Source organism: Paenibacillus sp. FSL R10-2796, assembly GCF_037965315.1.
Taxonomy (GTDB): domain Bacteria; phylum Bacillota; class Bacilli; order Paenibacillales; family Paenibacillaceae; genus Paenibacillus_AQ; species Paenibacillus_AQ odorifer.
In genome coordinates, this window is record NZ_CP150178.1 from 5032838 (window position 1) to 5058937 (window position 26100).

Consider the following 26100-nt stretch of genomic DNA (forward strand, 5'->3'; position numbering starts at 1 on the left):
GGCTCACCTGACTCAACTAACTCACCTAGCTCACTCAATTCTACCTCATCGGACCGAGGAGACCTTATTAAGCTGATTTCAGCCATTCTGCTCATCTATCGGACTCAGATGCAGCTATTCATTAAAATATATTACGATTCCGGGCAAAAGTATGACAATAAGAGCTATGGAGTCCGAAAATTTGGAAAAATGGACCAAAAAGTTAAAATAGCGGCAATACAGTCCGTTACGATTCCAAACCATCGAGGCTATCTGTTAAAACAAACTTTCTTGATAAAAGTAGCTCGTCCGAGCCGAACTTACCAAGTGGGCATCGCTGTTGGCGTACTTTAGCTTTAGCGTTCCTCAGCGAGCGTGTCTTAGCCTGCCTCAGCAAGCGTGCCTTAACTTTCCGTTCTCCATTTTCCCTTCTCCAATCCTTTGTGTCTCACCACCTGTTTTTACTTTTAATTCGCTTTCCCCCTCTGTGTACATGCGTGCGTACCCTGCACATATCCAACTAATCCAATTATCAAAAAAACAGCCAGTCCCCATCAACCTGAGACTGGCCACAATCATTACTCCATAACACTCAGCAGGTTGAGGATCATCTGTGCACTTTCAGCACGTGTTCCGTTTTGGTTCGGTGCAAATTGTCCTTCAGCCCGTCCTTGCATCAGACCAAGTCTGTACACTTCGCTGATTGCCTCTTGAGCCCACTGTGGAGCATAACCAATATCGTTGAATGCCGAAATGTTACGGCTAGCTACAGATACATTACTCTTCGCGTAAGCATATGCACGAGCCAGCATTGCAGCCATCTCCTGGCGGGAAATCTTCGCCTCCGGTTCAAACTGTGAAGCAGTCTGGCCGTTAATCACTCCTGCTTGTTTGGCTAACCCTACTGCTTCTGCATACCATTTATCTGCAGTTACATCAGCGAAACCAGGTTCCGCTTGACCTTTCAAGCCAAGCGCACGAACTAACATCGCTGTGAACTCCGCCCGTGTAACCGCACGGTTCGGATCAAATCGGTCCGCAGCTACACCCTGTACAAGCTGTTTTACCGCAAGCTGCTTCACAGCAAGGTAAGCCCAGTGATCGGACTTCAAATCTTTGAATGTTTTATCAACTTCTAAAACAACGTATTTACTAAAATGACTGACGGCAGCAGATAGATAACCATTCGTCCATGTACTGCTCATATACTCTAATTTACCCACGTCTTCGATAAAATAAATACCTAATAAGCTTCGATCTACATCTGCACCGACCTTATATGAAATCATAATCGGCTCTGCAAACTGTCTTAACGAGAAGGACTGATCATTTTGTGTGAATATGCTAAGCGACCATTCCCGCAGATCACTTTTCGCCCGCAATTGTGCACCCGCAAGTGCACTTGCACGAGCCAACAGATCCACTGCTGTATTATCAGCTACAGGTTTCAGCCGTAGCGAAATCGTACTCTTGGCAAGAGCCTCAGCTGAGATTAGCTTACTTAGTTCTGCCAGTACTGTAGCAGGAATCGTAACGGATAAATCCTGCATAACCACTCTAAGCGGTGCGCGTCCAAGCAGCTCTGCTGCATTGCCTGGCAAAAGTAATTCCGTAATCGCCCCATTAACAGAAACCACAGCTTCACCTTGAGCATTCTTGCTCTCTGAAAGTTGAGAAGCCGTTATGGTGACTACGCCCGTTTGTGCTGATGCCGACGGAGTTGGTGTAGCGGTTGGCGTTGGTGTCACCGCAGGTCCCGGCACCCAAGCACCCGGCGTTGATGTTGGCTCTGGACTTGGTGTTGGTGTCGGTGTTGGTGTCGGCTCTGCGCTTGGTGTTGGCTCTGGGCTTGGTGTCGTACCCGGCGAGCCCTCAGTCACTATCAGAATATATTCAGTGCTCAAACCGTTATAAACAGCGCTGACTTTTGTTGTACCAGCACTCAATGCATGAAGTTCTCCAGCTTCACTAATCATTGCAATGGAATGATCGGATGTATCAAAGATTACTCCCTCGAACAATTCTTGCTTGCTGCCGTCACTGTATACCGCCTGAACAACAACGGAGCCTTTACTTCCTTGTTCCAGCGAATCCGGCCCATCCATCGTTATTTCTGTAAGAATAGGTGCTTCATCATTTATTACTATAAGGTTATACTCCGAGGCGAACTCCCTATAGGTTACTGAAATCACAGTGGAGCCTTTCTGATGAGCCTGAACTAAACCCTGTTCATTGATCGTAGCAATATGCTCATTCGAGCTGGAATAATGAAGTCCATCTAATATTGCGGTACGTTTCCCAGATGCGTAGACAGCTTCTGTTACAGATTGGTCGACTTCTTCCGGTTTAAGCTGTCTCTTTCCCTGAAGCTTAATTGCTTGCAGCGCATCTACAGTTATCGTACTTTCAGCAAAAATATTCGGGTAACCTGCCACTGTGACTCTTATCTTAGCTGTCCCTGGCTTCAATGCAGTAACCAAGCCATTTTCATTTACAGTAACAACTGATTCTGCCGGATCAGGAACGATGGTCCAAAGCTTTGTCAGATGATTAGCCTCATCCGGCCCCACCTTAGCTTGCAATTGCAGGCTAGCCCCAGGCTCAAGCTCTACAGCAGTTTGATCCAGCGTAATGGATTCCGGAACCAATTTGCCGATTACTAAACGGTCAATCTCAACCCCGTCTACTGTTCTTGCGGTAACCGTAATCTCGTTCTTCTCAATCTCAACAGCCGTATAGATTTGCTCATCTTCGTCATATATTTTTTCCTGCCAAAAACGTGGTGTCAGCGCATAGAACTTAGGACCCGAGGAACCGCCGATAACATACCGAGTGCCTTCGCCTTCTGCAACCTGTTTACCCTCCTTCATCGGAAAAGTTCGCAAATAGATATGATCATGACCGTTCATGACCAAATCTACGTTGTGCTTATCAAAGACCGGAACCCACTTCGCTTGTACCTGCTCATTCGAATAGATGCTGCCGTACGGTCCTTGATGGAAAAAAATCACCTTCCACTTTTTATCTGTAGCGGAAAGATCCTGATCCAACCACTCGGCCTGTTCAGTGAACGGACTACCTGAATGCTCTGTATTCATAACCACAAAGTGCGTATCCTTAATATCATAAGAATAATTCGTACCTTTTACGCTCGCCGCACCGTTTTGCGGGTTATTGAATTGCGCCAGATAATCCCCATCTCCATTGGTTCCCATCACTTCATGGTTCCCGATAATCGGAACAAGTGTCGTATTCATCAGCTGCTTTTGAGCTGCATCAAACCACCAGTTCCACTGCTCTTGTTCAAAGCCCTTATCCACCATATCTCCAGCATGAACCAGCATTTCCGCATCCGGCATATACGCGTAAGCCGCTTCAATCGTATCTCCCCAAAGACCAAAACCAGCCTTAGAATCTGCTTGGGAATCTCCGATAAACAGGAATTTTGTAGAAGTGTCCTCACCACCACTTGTAACAAAAGCTCCTTGCTCACTTACATTTGACTCGCCATCACCCACACGATATACATATTCCGTTCCGGGGGTAAGCGCAGTGGCCTCCGCTTTATGAACTCGCATCGTTCCGTCATTGTTGGTGTTGTAAATCGAACTGCTACCGGTAATTTTTATTACATTCGCAGCTTGAAAGCTTGTAAACTCCGCTTTTTTCACAAGTTCTACTACAGTATCCATGGTCAACGGTTCTGTCTGCCAAGTGAACTGGCGAGAAGTTGCTGCATCTTGGCCCATCGTAACATTAACATTACGCGGAGCTGCAGTAGCGTCATATGGAGCAACCTTGAACGTCATTACAGGACTATAGGTATTTCCTTTTACCGCCTGCAATTTAAAAGTTCCTTCTGCTGAAGTGACAAAGTCAGTAGTTAGTGTTCCACTTGCCCCTGAAGCAACACCTTGTACCTCCACTCCATCGAACAGCAGCTTTGCTCCTTCAACGACACTTCCATTCAGATCTTTTACCGCAAAAGATGCATCAAAGCCCTTCGCAAGATCATAATGGTTCCAAGTGAGCATCAACTGTGTCTTCACAACAGATTCAACAGCTGCTCCAATAAAAGAAATAGGAACCCCAGTACCCTCTGTAGAAGTTACCGATCCGGATGTATTTTCAATTACAAAAGCTTTGCTAATATCTCCAGCCAACTGCTCCTGAGTGTAGGGACCCACAAAATCATTTCGAACTGTATATTGAATTTGCCCGATGAGATCCGTATCTCCCAGATTGGAAGAATTGATATTCGTTAAGTTAAGACGCACAGTGCCCAATACCGGATCAATGATGGACTCCACTTGTGTTTCTGATAACATATTCCCCCGAATTACCTGCAAATCTTTAACTGCAGCCGGATTAAAAGCAAACGTAAGATGTCCTTCCTTCAGCTTGCTCGCTTTCTCTGCCGTTACGTCCAAAATGTAAGTGTTGCCGGCATATACTACTTCTGGTGTTTTGTACACATAGAACGGAGAGCCCAAATTTACTGTAAAATACCATTCTTTTATCGTCTGGTTACCGCTTAAATCGCGAATGGCAACTTTTACTTTATGACGGCCTTCTGTCAGTGGAACCTTTGGTTTATAAGTAATCTGACCTTTTGGAGGATAAAAGCCATGCTCCACTAATTGATCGTCCACATATACTCGTATTTTGTCAGGATCGATTAAGGTCGTTCCCGGATGCATCACTGGATCATAACCATCATCCTCACCATTGACGGAAAGGGTCGGTGTAGCTGTTTTGACAATTTCGTTCACGCCGGGATATGCATCTTTAAGAATAGGAGGTATTCTGTCCTCCTCTAGCGGGCCATAAATGGCACGAATATCATCAACGTAAATAGCTCCCGCACTCTTATTAAGATTGCTTGTCTCCATATAGCGGACAGGCATATCCATCGTTAACGGGGTGGTTTTCCCCTTAGGAACGGATACTTCGACGTATTTCCACCCCGTCCAGTTCACACCATTTACCTGATCAGTAAAATCCACTGGCACTGCCGCATTATTGCCATCCCGAATCTGTCCCCGCAGCCAGTGCTTTTTGCCATCTCCGTAGATCCACATACTGATCTTTTCAGGATACCCCGGAATCTGAATCCGATTGGCGGTTGAGCTTGCGGCTAAATAAGCACCGGATGTGCCTGTTTTATTAACAAAATCATATTCCAGCTTCAAGGCTTTGTCCCCGTTGCGGACAAAATCCAGATCCGACACTTCCTGAATCGCCACGCTGTTAGCTGCTGCACTAGAGGCTATATATTTATCAATGCCATTCTCAAAATCCTCCAGCATTACAGGCGGTAACCCCACATTTACTTCAAAAGAGGTCTCAACGTCCCTGTATTTAGCATAAATCTTTCCGTTTTTCCCGTTCTCACTCGTCGCCTGAAACAGACCCTTCTCGTCCACGGTTCCGATCTCGCCCTCAACCCGCCATTCGAAGCTAGGGTTGTCAGCTTGAATCACTTGTCCATTACGTAGCGCCTTCACAGTTAATTGTGCAGCAGCACCTGAAGAATAAGTTTTGATCTCATCAGGAAACCTAAGCTCTGTAAGCTTATCTACAACCTCAATTTCAACACTGCCTTTGACTGCCCCAGCCTCTACAATTACATTTCCTGTGCCGGCAGTGATTCCTCCGGTGAAGACTCCGTTCGCATCGACAGTACCAAGGTTAGCGTCCACCTGCCAATTCAGCGTACCCGAATAATGCGCCGGATGGCCGTTCTCGTCCACTCCTGCCGCTTTGAATATAAAGCTGGAGCCTTGCAAAATACGTTCCGTATTCGGCTGCACAACCAGCTTAGAAGCCGAAGGTTGCTCAGGGGCTGTATTGACAAGCAATAAACCGTTACCGGTTTTACGCTCGTAACCATCTGAGCCCTGATTCATCATTCGGACACCAGATGTACCCGGCATTCTGGCCACAAAAGTAGAAGAACCGCCACCATCCAGATTCATGGCGTTCACTACGCCCATATCCTTCAGAATGTTGCCAAGCTCATCGGTATCTACGCCCTCACTAAAACCTGGAGATCTTCCATCCACTTCGAATAGAACGAGACTTCCGTCCGCTTTTGTCCCAATGGCTGTCCGCGGATGAATTCCTAAAGGCCCTACACCTTGTTGAACTACTCCGTCTTTTACCAGCGGCCCCTCGCCGCCAATAGCTACCTTCACATCATTCCATTCTCCGCTGAGCGCAAAGCTGGCAGTAACGTTATCGCCAACAGATAACCCTTGCAGAACAGCACGGGACGTACCCTGGGCAGATAAAACCACTTTTCCTTGGGAAAGCGGCGTATTGCCTTGATTGTTGCGGATTTCAGATACCTTCAGCTTCAAGGTCTGGCCGCTTTTCACTTCTCCCTCGACAATATCTAGAACAACCTCGTCACCCTCATTGGTTGACTTTGTAGTTGTATTATAATCTTCCGTATAAAGAACCAGCTCATTTGTATTTCGGTATCGGTTGATGCTAGTCAGATTGGTTGTTTTTCCATTTATCGTCACGTTTTTGGTCAGCTTCGGCACCCCATAAATCGAGCTGCCATCTTCTTTTAAACCGAAAGTAAAAGCTGAAATCGAACTGTTCAGGATTACACCCTCATCCATAAATAACCCATTAGGAACACCCGTAGCAAAACCGGAGATTTCATAGAAATCACCATTGATTCCTGCGATCACTCGGTTTTCAGGTGAATCCGCATACGTGGCCATTTCTGTAACGCCCTTCATACCGTATACCTTTCCATCCTTCGTACCTGCCCGCAGCTCCAAATTTCCTTGTTGCGGGTTGAACTCCACTGCATGTATCTTTTGTAAACCACGATCATTCTGGAGATCCATCCAGGTATACATCGCCCCAGGTGCAAGCTCCGTTTGGCGAACATCAATAACGGTTCCGTAGTCTGTTGCTGGTAAATCAGAGATGGAAGCGTGAACAATTGCCCCCGGTTGTAACAACGAAATCAACAAAACAAAGATAACAACAACATTAATTTGCCTTAGATACCTTCTCACTGTGTTGACATCCTCCCCACTTGGCTGTCCTAATATCGATCTGAGCTTGGACAACATCATAGGGTTAATATTAACTAGGAAGCGTAAAGGTTAGATAAAATTTACCAAGGCATACTGTTAACTTCGTCTAATCATTTCATCAAATTCATGCTTTAGCCTGTTGATAAATCTTCGGGCGGTCTGGGAGGTCTGTTTGGAAGCAGAGACAATAGCTCCTGAATATTTCGCACGGGTATCTGGTGATCGTAACTCGATGGTTTTCATGAAGGCAGAAGTCATCTCTGATATTTTAAGAAACGAATAATCCAGACCAATTGTGATGGCCAGTCCTTCTGCAACTGCATTCTCAATCGCCCGTGTGTTGTTACTTACAAAAAGCAAATTGATCGGCCCATAGCCAGATAAATATCGCTCTACATAGTCCTTAATGTAAGGATCATCGTATAAAACCAACGTCTGCCCCACTAACTGATCCGGTGTAAGGATTGAATTCAGGGCTAGCGGTGAGTGTGGATGTACACCAACTACAATTTTCCCTTCCATTAACCGTTCAAACTTAACCCCCTTATATGTGCCAGGCATTCCCTCCGGTGAGACCATAAGTCCAATATCCATTTCATCCTGAAGTACATTATCCAGAATTTCTTTGGGTCCTTTTTCAAAAATCTCTATTTTCACATTTGGAAAATCTGCCTTAAAACTAGAGATTACCTTCACCATCAGATGCATGGGTCCAGGTATCGTAGCAATTTTCAAATGACCACTTAACGTATCGCTGTAAATCTGTGCTTCTTCTTTTAATTCATTTACTTTCATCAGGACTTCATTTGCTTTGCTAATAATGGCATTTCCTTCTGCTGTGGGAACCGCCTTTTGCCCGCGCGAACGGATGAACAAAGTAACTCCCAGCTCAGCCTCCAGCATGGTAATGGACTGACTCATTGCGGATAGAGTGATATGACGATTCTGAGCTGCTTTGGTTAAAGAACCAATCTTTGCGACTTCTACAATATTCTCGCATTGCTCCAAATTCATTTGAATCACCCCTTAAGTTAATCTTTACTTAATAACTATTAAATTTACTTAAATTTTAATTAATTTAGACAAGTGTTACAATGTAAATAAGTTAGTAAGTAACCATTTTTACTATATCAACTTTCATTTCTAGTATAACTATATTTCTTGAGGAGGAAACTCAAATGACAGACAAAAGAGTAGCCGTAATAACAGGTGGAGCCAGTGGAATCGGGAAACAAACCGCCATTAAATTTGCAAGTAAAGGTGATCAAGTTGTCGTTGCCGATTTCAATCAACAATTAGGTGAAGAAACGGTAGCACAAATTATTAAAGAGGGTGGCGAAGCAATTTTCGTCAAAACAGATGTTTCCAAATATGAAGATGTCGAAGCGCTGGTTCAAAAAACTGTAGATACTTATGGAAGAATTGACGTTATGTTCAACAATGCCGGAATCGGCCGCGTCACTCCTGTACTAGACCAAGACCTTAAGGATTATCACAGTGTCATTAATGTCAATCAGCATGGTGTAGCCCATGGGATTATCGCTGCTGGTAAAAAAATGCGTGAGCTCGGCATCAAAGGTGTGATCATCAATACAGCTTCTGTATTTGGATTCCTAGCTTCCCCAGGTACATTCGCATATCACGCTTCCAAAGGTGCGGTCATTATGATGACTAAATCCGCAGCACTTGAACTTTCGGTTCATGGCATCCGCGTGCTTGCCGTTGCTCCAGGCGCTGTAGATACGCCAATTATCCAAGGATATAAAGATCAAGGAATGGTTGACCAAATGAAGAGCAAAGTAATGGGTAACAAACTAACATTACCTGAACAAGTTGCAGACACTGTATACTTGCTCTCCTTACCAGAAGCTAGTGCAATTAACGGTAGTGTTGTAATGGCTGATGAAGGTTATGCTTCATTTAAATAAAGTATAGGGTGAAAAAAATCCAAGGCTTCCCTCGAGGGAGGTCCTTGGATTTTTTTAAAAGTATTCAATAGATACACCCTACTCCCAAGTCCTCTGTTCATTAATCTCCAGCTTACGTTTAAACGCCTGCTCCAGATCAATACCAAGTTTATTGGCCAGATCAAAAATATTCCACACCACATCGTACATCTCGTATCCCAAGTTTTCTTTCCGCTCCGCATCTGGATGAAAAGATACCGACAAAACCTCTTTGGACAACTCCCCAACCTCAGTCATTAAGTACAGCATTCTCTGCTCAATGGTGCTGGTATCAAACCCTTTGATTTCACTGAACTCCTTAACATACTGTTGAAACTCTGCTGCATTCATTTCCTTACGCCTCGCTTTTTGGTATAAAGTTATGTAAAGTAATTATTCCTGCGTATTTACCAATTATCATCCTTTTGATCTAAGAATACAAACTCTCCAAGACTTTGCTGTTTATTAGACAAGAACGCTCTCACAATGCGATAAAAAAGAAGCGATTCCTCATTTATCGAAGAATCGCTTCTTTGCATTTTGCTCACTATAGTGATACCCCAATAGCCAACTCGTTACAATCTGAATAAAGCCACTCCGATGATCACCTTATTTACCAGCCCCTACTTCAGCCACTCTACGATTCTGGAAATGACGAATATCCGGACGCTCCAATCCTAGATGTTCACGAAGGGTACTCCCCGTATACTCAGTGCGGAACAAGCCGCGTGCTTGCAAGATAGGCACAACATGATCCACGAATTCATCCAAGTTGCCCGGCAGTACTGGTGGCATAATATTAAATCCATCGCAGCCGTACTCTTCGAACCACAATTGCATTAAATCTGCCAATTGTTCATAGGTTCCAACAAACTGCATATGTCCGCGTGCACCAAGCAAACGGCGGCCTAACTCTAATATCGATAATTTGTCCTTACGAGCCATATCCATAATCAGCTGAACCCGGCTTTTCATTCCATTTGATGCTTCTACTGGATCAGGAATCTCAGGCAGCTGTCCATCTACTGGGTATTCGGACAGGTCAAACCTCAACATGCCAGACAACATACCAACAACAGCGGCAGGAGGAATCAACTCCTGCAGTTCTTTATATTTACTTTGGGCTTCCTCTTCGGTCGCTCCAATGATCGGAGACAAGCCCGGCATAATTTTTAAGCTACCACGTTCACGGCCATAATCTGCTAATTTGGAATTGACGCTTTCATAGAAGGCCTTAGCCGCTTCAAGCGACTGCTGTGCCGTAAAGATCACCTCTCCAAAACTAGCTGCAAAATCTTGTCCTGGACCAGAAGATCCGGCTTGAATAAGTACAGGATACCCTTGAGGTGAGCGAGGAACATTGAGGGTTCCTTTTGTAGAATACCACTCCCCTTTGTATTCCACTTCTTTGATCTTCTTCGCGTCAGCAAATTGTCCCTCTTCGCGGTTGACGATTAAAGAGTCATCCTCCCAGCTGTCCCAGAGAAGCGTTGCCACCTCAACAAATTCACGTGCCATTTTATACCGAAGTCCGTGCTCTGGATGCTCCGGCTTCCCATAGTTATAAGCTTCCACATCAAGCTGGGAGGTGACAATATTCCAACCCGCTCGGCCTTCACTAATATGATCTAAAGAAGCAAATTTGCGAGCCACATTATAAGGTTCGTTATACGTGGTCGATACGGTAGCCGTTAATCCGAGTTTTTCTGTTTCTGTCGAAAGGGCTGACAACAGCGTCAATGGGTCCAGCATACCCGAAGCTGCTTGATCCGCACCCATCACATACAACAAATCCGCCAAAAACATCATATCGAACTTCCCACGCTCGGCGGTTTTTGCCAATTCGCGATAAAATTTATAATTGAAGATCTTATCCGCTCCCGATTCCGGATGACGCCAGCCATAATGATGATGTCCTGAATAATAAATAAATGCACCTAAATGTAGCTGATCTTTTCTGGTTCCCATAATGACCCTGCCTTTCGAATTCTAGAGTTCGTTAACCTTTGAATGTATCACGCCAATGCAGCCATCTTCTCTCCAGCAATCGAATTGCGGAATCCGAAAGTTTTCCTATCACTGCAAAGATTGAAATTCCAACGAATACTATATCTGTTTGCGAATAAGCTCTGGCATCCTGAATCATATAGCCTATCCCCGCACTTGTTCCCATCATCTCCGCTACGACGAGTACAAGCCACGATGCACCAAGTGATAAGCGAATACCAAGTAGAATATTAGGCATTGCAGCCGGAATAATCATTTTGCTAAGCAGCTGCCATCTTGTATATTGGAAAATACGGGATACTTCAACAAGCTTGATATCAACATTACGAATTCCTAGGAAAGTGTTCAGATAAACTGGAAAAAAAGCACCTAATGAAATCATTAGTATTTTAGAAAATTCACCTACACCAAACCACAAAATGAATAACGGAATAAGGGCAAGTAATGGAATCGTTCGAAGCATCTGTAAAGATGGATCCAGTGTACGCTCTACCAACTTCCCAAGTCCTGTAGATAAGCCAAGCAGCAGTCCAGTAGCAGATCCCAATAAAAAGCCAAGCCCTGCCCGATAGGCGCTAATCCCCAGATGTCGAAACAGCTCGCCGCTAGCTATTAAAGAAAAGAACTGCGCAATAATGGTAGATGGAGCAGGCAATGTCGTCGCAGAGACTAGATGGAGCGCAGCTGCCACTTCCCAAATCACCACTAGAGCTAGAGGTACAATCCAACCATGCAGTTTTTTTGGAATCCAGCTTAAACCATCGTCGTGACGCTCTATTTTATTACTGGATAGGTGATTGCTCATGATCCTTTATCTCCCCTATAACTGTCCTGCCATCTTAGCAATCTCGATTCCAACAGCTTCACTAATGAATCTGACAGTTTACCTACTACAGCAAACACGATGATCCCAACAAATACCACTGTGGTCAAAGAAAACGATCGCGCGTCATTGATTAGATAGCCAACACCTGAGCTAGAGCCCATCATCTCCGCTACGACAAGTCCAAGCCAAGCTATGCCCACAGACAAACGGATACCTAAAAAGATGTTGGGCAGTGAGGCTGGAATAATTAACTTACTCACCATCTGCCATTTACTGAATTGCAGTACTCTCCCAACATCAAACAACTTGTTGTCCACCGAACGGATTCCTAGAAATGTGTTCACGTATAATGGGAAAAATGAACCTTTGGCAATCAACAATATTTTTGAGGTTTCACCGAATCCGAACCACAAAATAAAAAGTGGAGCGATTGCTAAATGGGGCAGCGTGCGCAGCATTTGCAGCGACGGATCCAGCAAACGTTCTGTTTTGTATGAGAAGCCTACCCACAAACCCGCCGCTAAGCCAAGCCCTCCCCCTATTAAGAAACCAAGCAGTGCCCGCCAAGCAGATATGCCTAAATGTTTCGCCAGCTCACCGGACGCGGTCAAGCTAACCAGTTCCCGCCATATTTCACTTGGCCTTGGCAGCAATATAGGATTTAACTTTCCCATCGCTCCGGCTATCTCCCAAATCAGGAGTAAAGCAATTGGTAAGATAAGTCCAAGCAATACATTCGTCGTTTGGATGGAAAGTCCGCGCTTCTTTACTGGATTCTTCTTATGAATTAGTGGCGAGATCACAGCTTTTTCAGCACTGAATTGCATGTAAACAACCTCTTTTCTACATCTGTGGTTTCATCCGTTACTTCAAAGGTTCCTTCAGTGCTGCTTCAATATATTGATTGTCTGTTATTTTAGAAACTTCAATCTCTTTACGGATGTTCTTAATATTAAATTGAAAATCGGCTGTCTTCTGCAATTCTTCAACAACAGCATCGCTAATTGGAATGTTGATCATCTGGGAACGTTCAAACGTACCTTCGATTACCGCTGCCGGAATGTTCCGCTCAGCTGCATATCTTTCAGTCGCTTCAGCGCGATTATCTGTCTCCCAAGCTATAGCTTTGTTGGTTACTTTTAAATAAAGCGTAACTAGTTCTGGATATTTCTCTGCGAACGCTGAACGGGAGATCACAAAAGAAGGAGATAAGACACCCAATTGCTCACCATCCGTCAAAACCTTCCCTTTACCGGTCAATGCGTTAAGAGTAATATACGGATCCCATGTAGCCCATGCATCAACGCCACCGGTTTCAAATGCAGGTTGTGCTTCATCAGGCTGCAGCTGGATAATCTCAAAATCTGCTTCTTTAAGACCTGATTCCTCAATACCGCGATAAAGGAAGTTGTAAGCATTGCTGCCTTTTGTAACAGCTATCTTCTTGCCTTTCAGATCCTCCAGTTTCTGAGCAGTACTACTACCAGGTACAAGAAGAGCAACGTTATTCGTACCTTCTAATACTTGTGAGATAATCTTAATAGGAATACCCGCAGCTTGGGCTGCGATCACCGGCATGTTACCAAGAGTCGCTATGTCCAACTTATTAGAAGCGATCGCCTCTGTCATTGGGGGTCCACTTTGAAATTCCGTCCATTCTACTTTTACGCCCAGCTTATCAAATTCTTGCTCATACCATTTTTCCTCACGGGCTTTACCAAACATCCCCCCGCTGCCCTGCACGCCAATCTTAATGGTCACACCTTCATATTTGTTGGCGTCGTTCTTTCCCGCACTCTTTTCATTCGAAGCGCAGCCTGTTGCAAATACAGTCAAAACAAACATAAGAAGTAGTGAATTACGAAATAATTTCATGGATCATTTCTCCCCTTTTTATAAAAAAATGGACTCTCTTTATCTAGATACCAGCTCCAACATCGATTGCCGGTTCTTCTACTTTCTCAAACTCACTCAGAACCAGTCGACGTAATTCTTGGAATGAAGTACTGGATCTTTTTCGCGGAAACGGTAAATCGATGGGAAGAATATTGCGAATATGCCCAGGTCGGGGATTCATAATGACTACCCGCTCACCCAGGAATACAGCTTCATCCAGATCATGAGTCACAAATAACATAGTCGTCTTATTGCTCTGCCAAATATCAAGAAGTACCTCTTGCAGATGTGATCTAGTAAAAGCGTCTAGTGCGCCAAAAGGTTCATCGAGCAATAATACATCCGGATTACGGAGCAACGCCCTAGCAATAGATACTCGTTGGGCCATCCCGCCTGACAGCTCACGTGGATAGGATTTCTCAAAACCCTTTAATCGTACAAGTTCAATCAATTCATCTACTTTTTTGCGAACCTGTGGATTTTTAAGCGATAAATTTGCTGCAATATTATGCTCCACCGTCAACCACGGAAAAAGTCTTGGTTCTTGAAAAATAAATCCCTTCTCAATACTCGGACCGTCGATCTGTTTGCCATTCAGTAGAACCGTGCCGCTATAGCCCGTATCCAATCCTGCCACAATTTTTAGCAAGGTACTTTTTCCGCAGCCGCTGGGACCTATAATCGTAATCAACTCGCCTTTTTTCACCTTCAGCTGAATATTGCTTAATGCGATAACATCACCTGCAGGCGCGGCGAATACTTTATTCAAATGTTCGATAACCAGTGTTTCCTCCGACACTCCATTCACCCTTTCCGATAAATTTAAACTAAACTATACTTATGTATTTAATAGGTATTCAGAGTAAAAAAATAATGAAATCCTCTGAAGAACCTTATCCGATTATTCAACTAGGTTAAATTTACATCATCTTATCAGTGACATTCCTCACATGTCAAACATTATTTGCCAAATGGGTGTATGTTTTGTGAAGTGGGGAGGTTTTGCGAATGGCAAGGACATGGTATTAGTTATAGTCGATAGGGATTTATCTAATTGGAGTTCAAAACTGCACAAAAAAATACCGCATATTTATTGGTTTTGGACCAATGAATAAGCAGTATTTTGAGGGCTGTTCACAACCGCCATCTCTTAAGGAACCTTATGCTAAATTCTGAAAATATCAGCATTGATAATAATTCCAGCTATTACTTTCTAAACGTTCTTTCATAATCTTCAAACCGTATTTTTCTAATTTGTTTACGATCCGTTGTTCTAACAATGATTCCTTCTGATTTGCCTGATGCGTCGATGCCTACTTGCGTGTTTTCGAATCTTTTTAAATAAGAATATGTACTCTCAAGAGAAGTTGGAAACTCGGAACCCTTTATGGTTTCAAGAAGTGGTGCAGACTGCAAATCAATACTTTCAATAAATCTCTTCTTCTCAATTTCATCATAAAATGGTTGATTTCCGTGATCACGCCACATCGCAATTTTCTCCTGCGATAACTCAAGAAGTCTATATAATTCATCCTTATTCAAGGAGAACACATCAAATACACGATACCCTTGAGTTTTTCTGTCAGAATAGTTCTTGGATGCTTTAGTTTTCCCTCCATAAGATTCCTGATAAATTACGGTTAATGCCCAGTCACCCTCAAGAAGGATATCTGCAATTACTTTTTCTGCTAACGGCTTAAGAAATTCCGCAATGTTCCCATAAGGATTACCGATTCTATCTCCTTTTGCATATAACAATTCTTCTCTGGAACCAATTAGATAATCAACTTCGTTATTATCATTTTTTAATAAAATGATCCTTGAATTTTCACCATCTACTTTTTCGTAAACAAAAACATCGTCTAATTCTGCGAAGCCTCTTGACTCCGTTAAAAAATCATTTAACCGACCTCGTTCACCTAATTGATGATATGTAAGAATGCTTGGGTACTTTGTTAAAGAATTAATTTTCTTTAAATCCATAAACTATTCTCCCACTTTCAAATTCACTTTATATGACTCTTGTTCTTATAAACATAAACAAAGATAGCCAAGGAATATTTTACCACTGATTACGTGTTCACGTGTTATTCCTGATGGGATTGTCATAAAGAGTTCTCCTTATTTGTTTACCAATTTAACTTTGAAGATAAGTATCATCATAATCTACGTAATTACTTTGTTGATTACGCATGAAGGTTATACGCAAAGAAGGTTCTTATATGTATTTTCAAGTGATACTCATGTAATAGAAAATCAGCAAAATAAGAATATGTAAATAGTAGTAAACACCAATAAATCTTCTTTAATAATCTGATTCAAATATTGTTTCGTTTTTATCATTTGAGAAAATAATTTTTAATTGGGCAGTCGGATTCCAAATCCTACTATCTTTTATAATTAGATATTTTCCACCTGTATATTCATACTCACGAGTCTTACTGTCAATCACCACTGAAAATGTTTTAGCATCTTTTAAAACTTACGTATTATTAATTACAAGGCCAATTGAACCTTTCTCTAAACCACCAATAGCTATCTCATCTCGTATCATAGCCGTAGATTTAGTATAGTCAGAAGCACTACGATAAATATAAATATAGGGCAAGCTAAAAATGTAATATTCCTCGTCGTTTAGCTTTTGTATAGATACATAATCCAAATTTTCACTTTCGATAAATTGATCTAATTCTTTTTCATTGATTGCATTCCAGCTACATCCTGACAAAAAGAAGAATACACAAAAAGATAGTATTACATATCTCAAATAAAATTTCATATTCCCTCCATAATTAAATATTACACTTAGATTATTTACATCTGTAGCTATGATTCTCCTTAATAAATTCAAGCATGTACGTATCTAAAATAACAAAGGATTTACCCTACTAACTCCACTATAACATTAAATGGAATATGCTTATCTTCTACCAAGGCAATAAATTCCGAGTTGTAGCCATTAGGTATTTATAGGTTTTATGACCATAATTTATTAGTCTGTAAGATTGTATTATCAGATGATTTTGATACCTTTAATGCGAAATGATTGAAGTTGCTTGTAAACAGTGTTACTCTATCAACGGTAAACTCAAAATCTGTACTCTTCAATACATCTTATAATAGTCACTATTTTTAGTTAAGAAAGGTAACACTATGATAAAAGTTGATAACTTATCCTTCGCATTCCCGCAAAAAGAACTATATAAAAACATTTCATTTACGCTTGAAGAAGCACAACATTGCGCTTTTATAGGAACAAGCGGCAGTGGTAAAAGTACACTGATCGATATACTGATGGATCCAGAAAAATATTTGTTCGAAGGCAAGCTAGAGATGGACCCCACCTGCAAAATTGGATATGTAAGTCAGTTTTCGCAACTAGACAAATCTAAAGAAACAACCGTTTTTGAATATATAGGAGAAGAATTTATTAAGATACAAAATGAAATAACAGCGATTCTCACTGAAATGGAAACATCATCAGATATTGATTCATTACTCGAAAAGTATCAATTAGCTCTAGATGCCTTTGATTTAATGGATGGAAATGATTTTGAAAGCAATATTAATAAGAAACTAAATTTAGCCAACCTCTTGAAGCTAAAAGATGTTAGGGTATCCGACCTAAGTGGTGGGGAATTCAAGCTTATTCAAGTGATGAAGGAAATGCTGACTAGCCCAGACTTAATGATTATGGATGAGCCCGATGTATTTTTAGATTTTGAAAACCTAAATGCACTTAAAAATCTTATTAATGCTCACAAAGGAATATTGCTAGTTGTTACGCATAACCGTTATCTATTGAATCATTGTTTTAACAAAATTATACACCTTGAAAACATGGAGATCCAAGAGTTCGATGGGCGATATATTGAGTATAACTTCTCATTACTTCAGACGAAAATTGAGTTACAAGAAATCGCAGTCGCTGAACAAGAAGAAATAGAGAGATACGATAACATTATTGATAATCTTAGAGCGATCGCAACCTATAATTCAGAAGCATCTAGAGGGAGAGCGTTAAAAGCTAGGGTTAAGTTTCAAGAAAGATTGGAAGCGCGAAAAATTAAAGCGCCATTCGTTGATATTAAGCAACCAAAAATCAGTTTTGGTGTGGACAATGAATTTGAAGAAGACATCACTGTTTTAAATGTGAATAATTATAGTGTTTCCTTTGATGAGTTGATTTTAGAAAATGTTAACTTTGAGATGAAACCTACAGATAAAGTAGCCCTTATCGGTCCAAACGGTACCGGGAAAACGACTTTACTCCGAGATATCTTTAAAAATAATCATGATTCAATTGAAATAAATGCTGATATTAAATTGGCTTATCTTTCTCAGCTTCAAGACGAAGTGCTAAAGGATTCTAATACCATACTAGAAGACTTCATCGATGCCGGGTTTGCAACTTATGACGAGATTAGAGCACATCTTTCAAACTATGGCTTTGAAGGAGAAATTCTTACTCAAAAGATAGAATCTTTATCTGGTGGCGAAAAAAATATACTGCAATTGGCAAAAGTTTCTGCTAGCAAAGCAAACTTATTGCTTCTTGATGAACCGACAAGCCATTTAGACACCTATACACAAATCGCACTGGAGAAAGCCATTGAAGACTATAAAGGTGCGATTCTCATGATTTCTCATGATTTCTATTCTGTAGTAAATGGGATGGATTATGTACTAATCATTGACGAGAAGACGATTAGAAAAATGAGTATGCGAAAATTCAGAAAGATGATTTATGCCAGTCATTTTGATAAAGATTATTTAGAAAATGAACAAAATAAAAAAGCAGTTGAAATGAAAATAGAATTAGCTTTAAAAGACAATAATTTTGAACTTGCGAAAGGTATGGTTGACGAGCTAGAAGAGCTGATTAAGTTACTTTAAATTCCAACCTTCTGAATGAAATGATTACAAGAACGATGAAATAAACTGTTGGTGGAAAAGTATCCACATTAAAGACACTGATGAATAGATCTCAGTGTCTTTTTACTGCATTGATTTTATTGATAGCTCATGCCGCGGACAGTGGTTCACTTATCATTAAAAATCTTTCCCAACACATTTTTTTCCAAACTTCTCTTCATCTCTCTGATTGATATAACTATAATGAAGTATCATGAGAAATTTTTATCAAAACAGTCTTTGGTCTCGCATTTAATTTTATACCATTGATAACCATAATCCGATAAGTTTGGTAGGATCAATAATTTGTTACCACAGCGGATACAATTATTTTCTGATAAATTTCCGTTCTTATAGTCCGCTAAGTAACCTTCTGCTAGTTCTACTTCCTTAATTATATTTTCTAGAGCAACATCGCTTATATCAAAAGGGGTCATATCTCCTCTATTTGCATAAATAGAGCGTGAAAAAGCTCCAAATCCACCAACCAGTTCGTGGTGATGGGTATTAATCCGTCCCCCACCTCTCTCAAATAATTTGATCATCGGTTCATATATATCTGGAAACTGTAATGCGATATTGTCGCGCGCATCAAGCAAAGAGCACCAGCGTAAATAATGTATACTTATTAATTTCATAAGCATAATATCAATTTTATTAAAATTCGGACACGTTTCTAAGAAAATGTCCCACTCATTTTCCTCCATCTTAAAACCTAATAACATATCCATACCTATGTATATACTTGCTGCTTCCTTAGAGATAAACTGCAAAAACACGCCGACTCTACGGTAATACTCTGCAATCAAATTAGCATCTGCTTCATATTCACCTCTAGATCTTACTTCTTCGTATCTTTTTTTTGAAATTCCAATGTATAAATTCGCATCAATATTCTTAATTCTTTCAACACCTGATTCGTAATAATTCATGAAGATTCCTCCGACTTAACTCACAAATGTAGTTCCCTATATCTGATAGAAGATTGGTTTATTTAACCAGCTCGCCCGATTGTTCCATGTCTGCTTGAGTTTCACCATTTATAAGATGGCTAATCTTTAAATAAAAACAAAACCCAATAAACCATTTAGGTTTATCGGGCGAGATTTAAAAAAGTTTATCGGCTTTAAACCAAGTTTATCGGTTTTTATATACTGACTGTAAGTCGCTTCCAGCAACCCACAATCCCTTACCACGCACTGCCCCTAACCCTTTCAACTAACCTTATGCTCAATCCGCAGCTTGTCGGCTACCATGGCAATAAATTCCGAGTTAGTAGGCTTAGATTTGGAGATATTAATGGTGTAGCCGAATAAATGGCTAATGGAGTCGATGTTGCCACGTGTCCAAGCGACTTCAATCGCATGACGGATCGCGCGTTCTACGCGTGAAGGCGTGGTTTTGAACTTCTCAGCGATTGCTGGGTAGAGTGTCTTCGTAATCGCACCAAGGATCTCGATATTGTTATATACCATGGTGATCGCTTCACGCAGGTACTGATAGCCCTTGATATGCGCTGGGACACCGATTTCATGGATGATCGAGGTAATGTTAGCGTCGAGGTTCTTGCCCTTAGAGAGCGGCACTACATTCGATCTGGACGTCGACGAATAATTGTACATGTTGGAGGAGGAGCTCATGCTGCCTTGAGAGCCGACAAGCTGACGTACACGATTTGCCAGGACCTCCATATCGAACGGTTTCAAAATATAATAGGATGCACCAAGCTGTACAGCTCTTTGAGTGATGTTCTCCTGACCAAAAGCAGTCAGCATGATGATCTTCGGTTGAGGATTCAGATCCATATCACGTAGACGTTCCAATACACCTAGGCCGTCTAAATGCGGCATGATGATATCAAGAATAAGAACATCGGGAATTTTACGCGCTTCGCTAAGCATTTGAAGCACTTCTTCACCATTATAGGCGATACCCGTTACGGTCATATCTTCTTGCTCAGAAATGTACTCGGAAAGCAAATTCGTAAATTCCCTGTTATCATCGGCCAACAACACTTCAATATTCTGCACTGGCTGCTTCCTCCTTAATTATATCTGCTATTCGAAAATAACATTTTTTTCTTGTCTCTTACGTTTTCGACATGGAGATCGAATTCCCTTCTGTCGAAAATTATTTTTCTTTATTTTTTTTCTGCGTTGGATTATAATTAAATATTTTATCTCAATGTTCGAGGTTCTTCGTAATCGTTCGACAAAAAAATCTTAAGGCTAAACCGCCTTAAGATTTAATGAATACCTATTCTCCTGTTTGGTCACACCTGAATCTTGAAGCATCCATTCGATGAAGCACCCATAACCGGACTTAGGATCATTTACAAATACATGAGTTACGGCTCCGATGAGACGGCCATCCTGTACGATAGGACTTCCGCTCATGCCTTGAACGATACCGCCTGTCTTATCGATAAGACGTGGATCGGTGATCCGCAGCACCATTCCTTTAGTGGCTGGCGTTTGCTGATGTGCTACATGAATGATCTCAACCTTAAACCGCTCCACCTGCTGTCCGTCAACTACAGTTAGGATCTCAGCAGGACCTTCCTTGACTTGATCGCTCATCGCCACGGGGATAGGTTCTTTGTAAAGACTGTGCTCGGGATTGGAGCTCATTTTACCGAAGATGCCGAAGTCAGTATTGCTCTCCACATTTCCAAGCACTTGGCTTTCTTTCAAAAAATGCGCTCGTTTCTCGCCCGGATCGCCATCCTGGCTTTTGGATATGGAGGTGACACTGGACTGAACGATATGACCACTGCCTACAACAATTGGAGTACCGGTATTCATGTCTGTAATCACATGTCCCAAAGCTCCATATACACCTTGCTCTGGAGCATAAAAAGTTAATGTGCCAACACCCGCTGCTGAATCACGAATGTACAGGCCTAACCGCCACACTTTGTCATGAATGTCATACGCGGGCTTTAACTTAGCTGTATGCTCTTTACCTCCGCGTTTGAAGACAATGGTCAAGGGGTTATTCGCTTTACCAGCACGATCCACCAGCTTGGCCACCTTGGACAACTCGTCCAATTTCTCACCATTCATGGAGATCATCAGATCACCCGGCACTAAACCGCTGACCTCTCCTGGGGAAAGCTTAGTTTTCTCGGATACTTCAATCAGATGATGACCAACAACCAAAACACCTGCTGATTTCACTTTCACACCGATCGTTTGACCTCCCGGGATCACCTTAAGCTCGGAATGAATTCCTTGTGCAGTCACCTTGGCTGGTTCACCTTGCAGTGGTGCAGCAGAACTTAGGTTTGTTCCCGTTATGCCCGATAAACTAAGAAAGAAGGCAAATAAAAGGCCTGGCATTAACTTCCTGAGGTTAGGCTTCAATGGCTGTCACGCTCCCTTTTGCTTCTTTCGCTTGACGAAAAAGGTGGTCGCCAATTGCGTACCTATAAGATAACCTTGCCCCCAGGCTTTTATTACTGTCAATCATTGCTCCGCTTAGCTTGTTGCAGCCTTACTTGCCTCGGCCAGATTAAGCATTTCCTGCGAGTGGTGCAATGTTTTTTCGGTAATTTCTACGCCACCCAGCATCCGGGCCAGCTCCATTACACGTCCATCGTTCGTTAGGGATTCCACTTCAGTCATGGTTCTTCCATCCTCAACCTTTTTGCGGATTAAGTACTGATGGTCAGCCATACAAGCCACCTGTGGCAAGTGAGTAATGGAGAACACCTGACAGGTAGACGACAGCTTAAACAGCTTATCTGCGATGGACTGAGCAGCTCTGCCGCTGACACCGGTATCCACTTCGTCAAAAATTAGAACTGGAATTGCATCATGGCGCGCAAAAATACTTTTCATTGCCAGCATAATACGCGACAGCTCACCCCCAGAGGCAATTTTGCCAAGAGGTCTCAGGGGTTCGCCCGGGTTAGGGGATATCATAAATTCTGCGCTGTCTATCCCTTGTCTTGTGAGGCGAATACGCCGACCATTGTATTCGACTCCACGCGGGTCCTCCAGCCTGTCCAATTTGACCTGCAACGAGGTTCTTTCCATTTGAAGGTCTTTGAGCTCACCCTCCACTTGGGTGGCCAGATCAGCAGCACAAAGCTTTCGTGCTTCACTTAATTCCGTAGCTGCTTCCATTAATACAGACAGCAACGAATCGCGCTTCGCCGTCAGTTTCTCCAGATATTCATCTTTATTCTCAAGCAAATCAGTTTCCCGGTGAATTTGTTCATAATAAGCCAAAATCTGTTCTACACTTTCTCCATATTTACGTCGGAGTCCAGTGATCAAATCCAAACGATTCTCTATTTCTTCAAGTCGCATCGGATTGAACTCGATATTTTCCCGGTAATCACGAAGCTGAAAAGCAGCATCCTCTAGCTGGTAATATGAGGACTGCAGCTGTTCGAGCACTGTTCGCAGACCCTTCTCATCGTAACGAACTGCATCCTCAAGTCTGGAAATAACATTACCAATCGATTCCAAGCCTTGTCTGTCGTAAAGTAGCTCATATGCACCCGATACGGAATCCATCATTTTCTCACTGTGGGATAGTTTGACCCGTTCTTCGGTAAGTAATTCATCTTCTCCCGGTTTTAATCCGGCGGATGAAATTTCTTCAAGCTGAAAACGATATAAGTCAAGCATTTGGTATGCCTTCTGGCTGGATTCCTGCAGCTCTCGCAGCTCTTTCTCCACCTTCGCGAAGGCAGAATACCTTTCCTGAAAAACTGCCTTTAGCGGACCAATAATCGGTTCTCCGTATGTATCCAGCAGTCCCAGATGCCGTTCCGCCTTCAGCAAGTTCTGGTGCTCATGCTGGCCGTGTATATTAACCAGCTGCTCGCCGATCTCGCGAAGCATGGTAAGATTGACCATCTGCCCATTTACACGTGATGTACTTTTACCTTGAGAGGTAAGCTCGCGTCGTATAATAAGATGCTCCTCGCGCTGGGCCTCAATGCCAAGACGCTCCAAAGTCTCCCAAACGGGATGACCGCTGGGAAGACTGAAGAGCGCCTCCATCTCCGCTTTTTCACAACCATAACGAATGGAATCCGCAGAACCGCGGCCTCCAACAATCAATCCAAGCGCATCAATAATAATGGATTTACCTGCCCCGGTCTCCCCCGTAAGCACGTGGAAGCCAGGATAAAAATGCACATCTACCGCCTCAACGACGGCAAGATTGCGTATAGACAAGGTTTCTAACACTAATAGAGCACCTCCGAGAAGATGACAGGCATCTGATTAATTATAATTAAGAAATATAACCCATGATTTGTGAAATTACGGTCTTGCTGTCCTCAGGTAAACGGCAAATGATAAGGATTGTATCATCACCAGAAAGGGTTCCCATAATTTGCGGCCAGTCAATATTATCAATTAAAGCAGCGACAGAGTTAGCCGTACCTGGTAAACATTTCATCACCACAAGATTAGCCGAGGAATCGATCTGCACAAAATTATCCACAAGAACGCGCTTAAGCTTCTGAATGGGATTGTACCGTTGATCCGTTGGAAGTGAATATTTATATCTTCCATCATCCATGGGTACCTTGATGAGCAACAGCTCTTTTATATCTCGAGATACTGTGGCTTGAGTAACTTGAAAACCTGATTCCCGCAAGGCTTCCACAAGCTCGTCCTGTGTCTCGATATCCTTTTGTGTAATAATTTCACGAATCTTAATATGTCGTTGTCCCTTCATTGTTGCCTCCTGGTATATAAAAAATATGGACTCAGTTTGATTCTCCGTCGTCTTTGCCAAGCTTAATGACATGGATCGATGCTGTTGCTACATTAACATATAGAACGCCGCTGCATTCCGGATAGATCAGCAGGTAGGGAAGCAAGGTATCACGTAAGCCACTGCCAGTGAAATCCAAAGGCTTGCGTGGTCTGGAAAGGATAACTAAATATAAAGTTCCTTCCTCTTTTGTCGCCACATAATCTATAAATAACCGGCTATACATCTGCGCCCCATTTACGTTGAAAGACAAGGGGATTTTTAATTTCCCTCCAACGACCTCATATCCTTCATCCTCAAGTATATCAATAGAGGGATGTGGAATAATCACTTTATTGAACGGAATTTGATCCTTCATAAAAGAACGCGGAGAACTCTGCAGCCATACATATATCCGATATATTATAAAAATCGATAATGCTACCCCAATAAACGCCATAACGACCTTGTCAGAGCTACCCGCCACTATCAATCACCTCGGTGATTTATTCGCGTGAAGCCCTGGTAAATCCTGCTTCTAAGCTGTCTTTTTATAAGCTTTCCGCATAATTGATATTATTCGCTAATTCAGCAATTTACAATTACAACGAGCACAGTAAATCCAAAAAAAGATTCAAAATATAAAGACCCGGATTTTATACCGGGTCTTTATTTTAATAAATTCAATCCCTTTGAGCAAATCTGCTCCCTCAATCTTAACAGATGAAGAGGAATTTTCAAGGTTGAACTCTTCAGACTTCCCACTCAAAAAAAACACCCCGCTGACCATTTGAGGTTGACGGGGTGTTCATAAAGCTCTAAAGGCGCGCGGAGTTTCCATGAGTAGAACTCACATTAAAAGTACCCGTAGCCTGCTTAATCACTTTATCAGCAAGGGATGGAAAGTCCTCTACTGGAATGACTGCTGCAACAGCAGCTGCCGGCTGTACGGATGATTCTTCGCCTTCCGCCACTTCTGGCGTCAGTCTCCAATGAGCAAGAAACTCAATATTGCCTTCCCCGCCTGTAATTGGCGAAAAAGTCAATCCATGGAGACCGAATCCTAACTCTGCAGCCATAGTCAGTACATTAATCAAAACCTCTTTATGGACAGCAGAATCACGAATCACACCTGATTTTCCAACCTTCTCACGTCCAGCCTCAAATTGCGGCTTGATGAGTGCAGCGATATCTGCTGGACGTTGCAGCAAGGCTTTGAGGGGTGGGAGAATTATTTTTAAGGATATAAAAGATACATCAATACTGGCAAAGTCCGGAACAGGACCCTGCAAATCTGTAGGTGTCGTATACCGGAAGTTCGTACGCTCCATAACGCTCACTCGCTCATCATTCCGCAGTGACCAATCCAACTGGTTATAGCCAACATCAATGGCGTATACATGGCTTACACCATTCTGAAGCGCACAATCTGTGAAGCCGCCAGTGGAAGCACCAATGTCCAGCATGTTCCGACCGGTAAGATCAATATTAAATTGGCGAAGAGCCTTCTCCAGCTTTAGGCCTCCACGACTGACATACGGATGCACAGAGCCTTTAACCTTAAGGGTAGACTCCCGCGAGACCTTCATGCCAGCTTTTTCAATACGTTCCTCATCCGCGAGCACCAAACCTGCCATAATAGCAGCTTTAGCTTTCTCCCGGCTTTCATAAAAACCTTGCTCCACAAGCAGTACATCAATCCGTTCTTTACGGTGTTCCATGGTCATCTCCCGATCGTTCAAGGGTTACT

At 42.4% G+C, this 26100-nt stretch carries 19 protein-coding genes; 2 read left to right on the forward strand and 17 right to left on the reverse strand.

Features of this window, described 5'->3' with window-relative positions:
• Window positions 1–557 precede the first annotated feature (557 nt).
• Complete coding sequence (locus NST58_RS22860) at window positions 558–7019, reverse strand: phosphodiester glycosidase family protein (RefSeq protein WP_339244290.1); 6462 nt, start codon at window positions 7017–7019, stop codon at window positions 558–560.
• A gap of 117 nt (window positions 7020–7136) precedes the next feature.
• Window positions 7137–8054 carry a LysR family transcriptional regulator gene (locus tag NST58_RS22865; RefSeq protein WP_076193174.1) on the reverse strand — a complete coding sequence of 306 codons (918 nt, stop codon included), beginning with the start codon at window positions 8052–8054 and terminating at the stop codon, window positions 7137–7139.
• 164 nt (window positions 8055–8218) lie between these two features.
• Here NST58_RS22865 and NST58_RS22870 point away from each other — a divergent pair, with 164 nt between their 5' ends.
• The gene (locus NST58_RS22870) at window positions 8219–8968 is read left to right on the forward strand and encodes an SDR family oxidoreductase (RefSeq protein ID WP_076129478.1); all 750 of its coding nucleotides are present in this window, start codon (window positions 8219–8221) and stop codon (window positions 8966–8968) included.
• Between the two features lie 78 nt (window positions 8969–9046).
• Here the strand turns inward: NST58_RS22870 and NST58_RS22875 are convergent, their stop codons facing one another.
• The 8 genes from NST58_RS22875 to NST58_RS22910 all read right to left on the reverse strand — a co-directional run bounded on the left by NST58_RS22875 (window position 9047) and on the right by NST58_RS22910 (window position 16494).
• Window positions 9047–9337 (reverse strand): MazG nucleotide pyrophosphohydrolase domain-containing protein, encoded by a 291-nt coding sequence (locus NST58_RS22875; RefSeq protein WP_036676004.1) that lies wholly within the window; start codon window positions 9335–9337, stop codon window positions 9047–9049.
• A 258-nt stretch (window positions 9338–9595) separates the two neighbouring features.
• Complete coding sequence (locus tag NST58_RS22880) at window positions 9596–10954, reverse strand: LLM class flavin-dependent oxidoreductase (protein WP_076277666.1); 1359 nt, start codon at window positions 10952–10954, stop codon at window positions 9596–9598.
• A 31-nt stretch (window positions 10955–10985) separates the two neighbouring features.
• Complete coding sequence (locus tag NST58_RS22885) at window positions 10986–11798, reverse strand: ABC transporter permease (RefSeq protein WP_076129474.1); 813 nt, start codon at window positions 11796–11798, stop codon at window positions 10986–10988.
• Entirely contained in the window at window positions 11795–12646 is an 852-nt protein-coding gene (locus NST58_RS22890; protein WP_076129473.1) for an ABC transporter permease, read from the reverse strand. Before NST58_RS22890 ends, NST58_RS22885 begins: the two co-directional genes overlap by 4 nt.
• 37 nt (window positions 12647–12683) lie before the next feature.
• Complete coding sequence (locus NST58_RS22895; RefSeq protein WP_076129472.1) at window positions 12684–13694, reverse strand: aliphatic sulfonate ABC transporter substrate-binding protein; 1011 nt, start codon at window positions 13692–13694, stop codon at window positions 12684–12686.
• Window positions 13695–13737: 43 nt separating this feature from the next.
• Complete coding sequence (locus NST58_RS22900) at window positions 13738–14514, reverse strand: ABC transporter ATP-binding protein (RefSeq protein WP_248548446.1); 777 nt, start codon at window positions 14512–14514, stop codon at window positions 13738–13740.
• 407 nt (window positions 14515–14921) lie between these two features.
• Entirely contained in the window at window positions 14922–15698 is a 777-nt protein-coding gene (locus tag NST58_RS22905) for an RNA ligase family protein (protein ID WP_339168978.1), read from the reverse strand.
• Window positions 15699–16197: 499 nt separating this feature from the next.
• Window positions 16198–16494, reverse strand: coding sequence for a hypothetical protein (locus tag NST58_RS22910; RefSeq protein WP_339244292.1), 297 nt, complete (start codon window positions 16492–16494; stop codon window positions 16198–16200).
• A gap of 374 nt (window positions 16495–16868) precedes the next feature.
• Between NST58_RS22910 and NST58_RS22915 the strand changes: the two genes are divergently transcribed.
• Window positions 16869–18611: an ATP-binding cassette domain-containing protein gene (locus NST58_RS22915; RefSeq protein ID WP_339244294.1), complete on the forward strand. Its 1743-nt coding sequence runs from the start codon at window positions 16869–16871 to the stop codon at window positions 18609–18611.
• 230 nt (window positions 18612–18841) lie between these two features.
• Here NST58_RS22915 and NST58_RS22920 read toward each other — a convergent pair whose 3' ends face one another.
• The 7 genes from NST58_RS22920 to NST58_RS22950 form a co-directional block, all read right to left on the reverse strand.
• Window positions 18842–19561, reverse strand: a complete 720-nt coding sequence (locus tag NST58_RS22920; RefSeq protein ID WP_076281391.1) for a hypothetical protein — start codon at window positions 19559–19561, stop codon at window positions 18842–18844.
• 282 nt (window positions 19562–19843) lie between these two features.
• Complete coding sequence (gene spo0A / locus NST58_RS22925; protein ID WP_036682806.1) at window positions 19844–20659, reverse strand: sporulation transcription factor Spo0A; 816 nt, start codon at window positions 20657–20659, stop codon at window positions 19844–19846.
• A 198-nt stretch (window positions 20660–20857) separates the two neighbouring features.
• Entirely contained in the window at window positions 20858–21994 is a 1137-nt protein-coding gene (spoIVB, locus tag NST58_RS22930) for a SpoIVB peptidase (RefSeq protein WP_076129655.1), read from the reverse strand.
• A 114-nt stretch (window positions 21995–22108) separates the two neighbouring features.
• Window positions 22109–23836 (reverse strand): DNA repair protein RecN, encoded by a 1728-nt coding sequence (gene recN / locus NST58_RS22935; RefSeq protein ID WP_076129654.1) that lies wholly within the window; start codon window positions 23834–23836, stop codon window positions 22109–22111.
• Window positions 23837–23882: 46 nt separating this feature from the next.
• Window positions 23883–24332 (reverse strand): transcriptional regulator ArgR, encoded by a 450-nt coding sequence (gene argR, locus NST58_RS22940; RefSeq protein WP_036682813.1) that lies wholly within the window; start codon window positions 24330–24332, stop codon window positions 23883–23885.
• A gap of 31 nt (window positions 24333–24363) precedes the next feature.
• On the reverse strand, window positions 24364–24837 hold the full coding sequence (locus NST58_RS22945; protein ID WP_254857028.1) for a hypothetical protein: 474 nt from the start codon (window positions 24835–24837) through the stop codon (window positions 24364–24366).
• A gap of 331 nt (window positions 24838–25168) precedes the next feature.
• Entirely contained in the window at window positions 25169–26071 is a 903-nt protein-coding gene (locus tag NST58_RS22950) for a TlyA family RNA methyltransferase (RefSeq protein WP_339244297.1), read from the reverse strand.
• Between the last annotated feature and the right edge of the window lie 29 nt (window positions 26072–26100).